The sequence below is a fragment of the Candidatus Phytoplasma phoenicium genome (genome assembly GCF_001189415.1).
GTDB lineage: Bacteria > Bacillota_I > Bacilli_A > Acholeplasmatales > Acholeplasmataceae > Phytoplasma > Phytoplasma phoenicium.
The window spans coordinates 1-5,123 of the sequence record NZ_JPSQ01000039.1; the positions used below are offsets into that span (position 1 = coordinate 1).

General features: G+C 26.3%; 5 protein-coding genes and 1 tRNA gene. All 6 read right to left on the reverse strand.

The features are described from left to right. Positions 1-175: 175 nt before the first annotated feature. Positions 176-640, reverse strand: a complete 465-nt coding sequence (gene ruvX, locus AlmWB_RS01020; protein ID WP_083993348.1) for a Holliday junction resolvase RuvX — start codon at positions 638-640, stop codon at positions 176-178. After that, positions 606-3,203: an alanine--tRNA ligase gene (gene alaS, locus AlmWB_RS01025; RefSeq protein WP_050337231.1), complete on the reverse strand. Its 2,598-nt coding sequence runs from the start codon at positions 3,201-3,203 to the stop codon at positions 606-608. The genes ruvX and alaS overlap by 35 nt, the downstream gene beginning before the upstream one ends. A 105-nt stretch (positions 3,204-3,308) precedes the next feature. Next, on the reverse strand, positions 3,309-3,518 hold the full coding sequence (rpmF, locus tag AlmWB_RS01030; RefSeq protein WP_050337233.1) for a 50S ribosomal protein L32: 210 nt from the start codon (positions 3,516-3,518) through the stop codon (positions 3,309-3,311). A 79-nt stretch (positions 3,519-3,597) separates the two neighbouring features. Then, positions 3,598-3,673 (reverse strand) — tRNA-Arg (locus tag AlmWB_RS01035). A 125-nt stretch (positions 3,674-3,798) separates the two neighbouring features. Next, positions 3,799-4,248: a tRNA (adenine(22)-N(1))-methyltransferase TrmK gene (locus tag AlmWB_RS01040; protein ID WP_050337235.1), complete on the reverse strand. Its 450-nt coding sequence runs from the start codon at positions 4,246-4,248 to the stop codon at positions 3,799-3,801. Next, a partial coding sequence (locus tag AlmWB_RS01045) for a sigma-70 family RNA polymerase sigma factor (protein WP_050337237.1) occupies positions 4,245-5,123 on the reverse strand: 879 nt, incomplete at its 5' end. The genes AlmWB_RS01040 and AlmWB_RS01045, both read right to left, overlap by 4 nt.

Sequence of the window (5,123 nt, forward strand, 5' to 3'; positions counted from 1 at the left end):
AATATTTTTTAAAAAAATCGCAGTTTCATCATTAATAATAGGAATACTATGTTGTGAAGCAAATGTTTTTAATTTAGCCAATATTTCCTTTTTTAAAATTAATTCAGTATACATGAAGTACTAAGCAACTCCTCAAAATTTTTAATACCAAAAATATTTTTTTATAATTAATATTTTATTTAAAATTATTACGATAATTTAAAAAATTTTGCAAAATAATTGTTGCTGCTATTTCATCTTTTAATTTTTTGGTATCTTTTTTTTTATGAAATGTTTTAATAATGATTTGCGCTTGTTTAGTAGATAAACGTTCATCCCATAAAATAATTTCTACAGAATCGCAAAATTTTTGAATTTGTTTTTTGAAAAGTATACTAATTGTTGCTTTAATCCCTATATCATTATTCATATGTTTAGGTTGGCCTAAAACAATCGTTTTCACCTTAAATTCATCAATAATTTTTTTTAAAGGTTTTAGTAATTCTTGATATTGATGAGCAGTGAACATAATTGTTTTTAATTTTTGAGCAATAATACCGAAATGGGAAATAGCAATCCCTAAAGTTTTTTCTCCTAAATCTAAACCCAAAAAAACTTCTTTGGTGTTACAAAAATTGCTTCCATTTTGTAATGAATTCATTTAGTTTCTCCAATTGAGGACTACAAATTTGTCCAAAATACTTATTTCCTCCGCCATAACCATTAATAATAGGTTTAATATTATTTATAAAGTTTCTAATATCTACTGTTTTACTTTTACATAAAACCAAAAATTGTTTTGGTTGTTTTTGACATAAACATAAAAAATTAGTTTGTAAACTTTCAAATAAATGATCTAACAATACTTTTAACAAATGCAGTTCTATAGGTTCCTCAATCATAATTAACAACTCTTTTTCGATTTTACAAGGAATAAATTGATGTGATTTTTTTAAAATATTTTGAATTTGTTGTTTTAAAACTTCTTTTTGGATTTGGTTCAAATCTTTGTTTAAGGATTTTAAATAATGCTTCAAATTTTGTAAATCTTGATAACTACTAAAAGATATATCTATTTTAGGAGTAATCATAAAATTATTATTCATTAAATATTTTTGATTTTGTTTTATTTTCTTTAATATTTTTTGTTCTTCATCTATTAATGGAATGATTTTTTTTTTTAACATTAAGGTTAAATTTTTACCTGTAGTAGCTTCTAAACGATGAACTCCTGAACCAATAGAATAATAATCTAAAATAGTAAAACGATGTAAATCTTTAGTATTCTTAGCATGTGTTCCACCACATAATTGAATAGACACATCGCCAATTTGTACAACTCTTGCTTGTTCTTGATAACTAGTATTATCCAAAAACTGAGCTTTAATTTTTTTAGTTTCATTCAATGTCATTTCCTTAATCATCACTGAATATTGATTTTCGATCCATTGATTGACTTGGTTTTCTATTTGTATTAATTGTTTTGGAGATAAAATATCAAAATGATTAAAATCAAAACGTAAATATTGTTCTCCTACAAAAGATCCTTGTTGTTTAATGTGTTCTCCTAAAAATTTTTTTAAAGCATCATATAAAAGATGAGTGGCAGTATGATTCAAAGCTGTTGCAATTCTTTGTTCTATATTAATACTCGCTACTACTTCTTGTCCTTCTTGAAAAATACCTTTTGGCACTTGATGTAAAAATTGACCATAAGGTAATTTAGTCACTTTTGTTACAAATATATCATTAATATAACCAGAATCACATATTTGACCGCCCATAGTTGCATAAAAAGGTGTTTGTTCTAAAACAATGCCTTGTTCAAAAACTTTCAATACTTTAGTACAAATTTTAAAACATTCATAACCAATAAAAATACTAGGTAAACGAAACTCTAAAAAAAATGAATTTTGCTTTTTCATATCATGTTGTAAAATTTGTTCTTTTCTTGATAAATCTTTTTGTTTTTGTAAAAAATATTTAAATTCATTCACATTAACTTTTACTTTTTGTTGTGACGCATATTCTAAAATTATTTCTTTAGGTAAACCATAAGTATCATAAAGTTTAAAAAAATTTGCGCCTGAAATCTCTTGATTATAAATAAATTTTTTAAATTGTATTTTGCCTGATGCTAAAGTAATTAAAAATTTTTCCTCTTCTGTTTGGATAATGTTTTCGATCATCTTTTGTTTCGTTAATAAATCAGGATAAAATTCTTGCATTATCTTAATTACAATTTCAACTAATTTAAATAAAAAAGGTTTATTGAAATTTAACTTTTGTCCTTGTTGAACAGCTTTTCTTAAAATTTTTCTTAAAACATAACCCCTACCTATATTTGAAAAAATAGCTCCATCACAAATACCAAATACTAAAGTTTTAATATGATCTGCAATAATCTTAAACGTTCTTTGTCCCTGATATGGTATTTGACTAAAAAAAGATATTTGTTCAATAATAGGCAAAAAGAGATCTGTTTCAAAATTAGTGGGTGTTTGTTGTAGAACACAAGCTAATCTCTCTAAACCTGCTCCAGTATCAATATTTTTTCTTGGAAGTTCACTATATTCAGAACGCGATACACCATGATCAGCATTATACTGAGAAAACACAATATTCCATAGTTCTATAAAACGATCATTTTCAATTTCTTGCGCGATTAAATGTTGATCTCTATAATCGTATTGTACACCACGATCAAAAAAAATTTCTGTACAAGGTCCACATGGTCCTTCACCAATTTCCCAAAAATTATTCTTTAAAGGAAGTAAGTGTTGAGGTTTAATATTTTTTTGTAACCAATAATGGTAAGTTTCTTTATCTTGTTCAAAATAAGTGATATATAAACGATCCACAGATAAAGCAAACCCATTTGGAGAAGTTAACAATTCATAAGCAAAATCAATTGCTTCTTTTTTAAAATAATCACCTATAGAAAAATTACCTAACATCTCAAAAAAAGTATTATGTCGTGAAGTTTTGCCAATATTATCAATATCATTAGTTCTTAAACATTTTTGACAATTAACTAAACGACGAAAAACTGGTTCTTGTGAACCATCAAAATATTTTTTAAGAGGAGTAATGCCCGCATTGATCCATAATAAAGTAGGATCTTCTTGAGGGATTAAAGAAACTGATGGGTTTAGATGGTGTCTTTTACCAACGAAAAAGTCTAACCATATTTGTCTAATCTCCGAAGATGTTAATTTTTTCATTTTATCATTTACCTCATAAAAAAATAATATAAAATCATACTCGAACTTTTCATAAAAAAATAAAAAACGAAGATCTAAACTATATTGTAAACTTATATTACAAAATCAAGTTTGTTTTTCGTTTTCCTTATTCTCTTTTTTAGATTCTCTTAAAAATAATTGTCCTTTGTAATATGGAGTATTGCGAGTCACACGATGTGATAAAGTAAAATTCTGAGTTTGAGGACACAAAATTAAATTAGGTTGATGCAGCTTCTTATGTGTACGTCTTTTTCTTTTTGCAGTTTTACTGGTTCTTCTAAATGGAACAGCCATATCTTTGATTTCTCCTTTATATTTTATTGATCAAATAAAAAAATTTCAACCTATATTCTTTTATTTGATCATAAATTTTTGGCGTTTGAGAAGGGATTCGAACCCCCGACCGACGGCTTAGAAGGCCGTTGCTCTACCTTCTGAGCTACTCAAACTCCTTCTTTTTTTTTATTTGATATATTTATTTTCTAAAACAACCTTTATTATACTAGAAATAATAATTTTTTGCAATCTTTAAAAAAATATTGTACAAATATTTTGGACTTCAATAAAACATAAATTATAATTTTTTCTTACGTATCACTTTTAAAAAAAGATAATTAAATTTATCAAAAAAATTATAATAATTCAAAATTTCAAAATCATTTTGTTTTAACCAATAAATTAAAGGCAACCATTTTCCTTGACACCCTAATATCAAAGGTCTTTCCATATAAAGTTGATTTTTCAAAATATTAATAATAGTATGAGATCCCATCCCGCAAATTAATGCTAAATCAAAAACAGAACGAATCTGTGAAAAACCATCGCTAAGATAAAATTCTACAGGATATTTTTTTAAATTTTGATAAGCCTGAAAAAGAGGCTGGGGTTTTATATCACTTGCGATTCCTTTTTGAATATATTTTAAATCTAGAGCTTTTTTTAAAACTAATCCATGATCCGTGCCTATATCTAAAACTATTTTATAACCTGACAGCAAAGAAGCAATAAAAGTAATTCGTTTCATTTTTTTTTAATATTATGATAAAGCATCTTTAATTTATTTTGTTTCGAAGGAGAACGCAAACGTCTTAAAGCTTTAACTTCAATTTGACGAATTCTTTCGCGTGTCACGCCAAATTTTTTCCCTATCTCTTCTAAAGTATAAACATGTCCATCAGGTAACAAACCAAAACGCATTTTTAATACTTGCTCAGCTCTATCTGTTAAAGATTCTTCTAAAGTTTCTTCTAAAGTTTGTTTTAACATTTCTTGCAACATATAATCATGAGGCGAAATTGTATTCGGATCATTAATAAAATCACCTAAAGAAGAATCATCATCGTCTCTTAACGAAGCTTCTAAAGAAATAGTTTCTTTTTCGATCATTTGAATATCTATAATTTGTTTCACATCAATATTCATTTTGGCTGCAACTTCTTTATTTTCCACCTTACGTGATAAATCTTGTGTTAATTTTCCTCGACAACGAGAAATTTTATTCATAGCTTCCCTAATATGAACTGGAACTCTAATAGTACTGCATTTATCAGAAACAGCACGTGTAATAGCTTGTCGAATCCACCAAGTAGCATAAGTAGAAAATTTAAAACCTTTAGTATAATCAAATTTGTCCACAGCACGCATTAATCCCATGTTACCTTCTTGAATTAAATCTAAAAATAAAATTTTCTTCCCTATATAACGTTTTGCAATAGAAACTACTAAACGATAATTAGCTTCTACTAACTTAATTTTGGCTGTTGCTGCTTTATCAATGGTTAATTGATAATTTTGGATTTCTTCTGAAGTCAAAGCAATTTTTTTATTCTTATATTTTTCTAATATTGTTTTAGCTTGAATTCCTTCATAAACCATTTTTGATTGTTTTTTTTCTTCTTC

Excerpts from the sequence above, each read along its gene's own strand:
- ruvX (WP_083993348.1), bottom strand. The coding sequence starts at position 640 with ATGAATTCATTACAAAATGGAAGCAATTTTTGTAACACCAAAGAAGTT.
- alaS (WP_050337231.1), bottom strand. The coding sequence starts at position 3,203 with ATGAAAAAATTAACATCTTCGGAGATTAGACAAATATGGTTAGACTTT.
- rpmF (WP_050337233.1), bottom strand. The coding sequence starts at position 3,518 with ATGGCTGTTCCATTTAGAAGAACCAGTAAAACTGCAAAAAGAAAAAGA.
- AlmWB_RS01040 (WP_050337235.1), bottom strand. The coding sequence starts at position 4,248 with ATGAAACGAATTACTTTTATTGCTTCTTTGCTGTCAGGTTATAAAATA.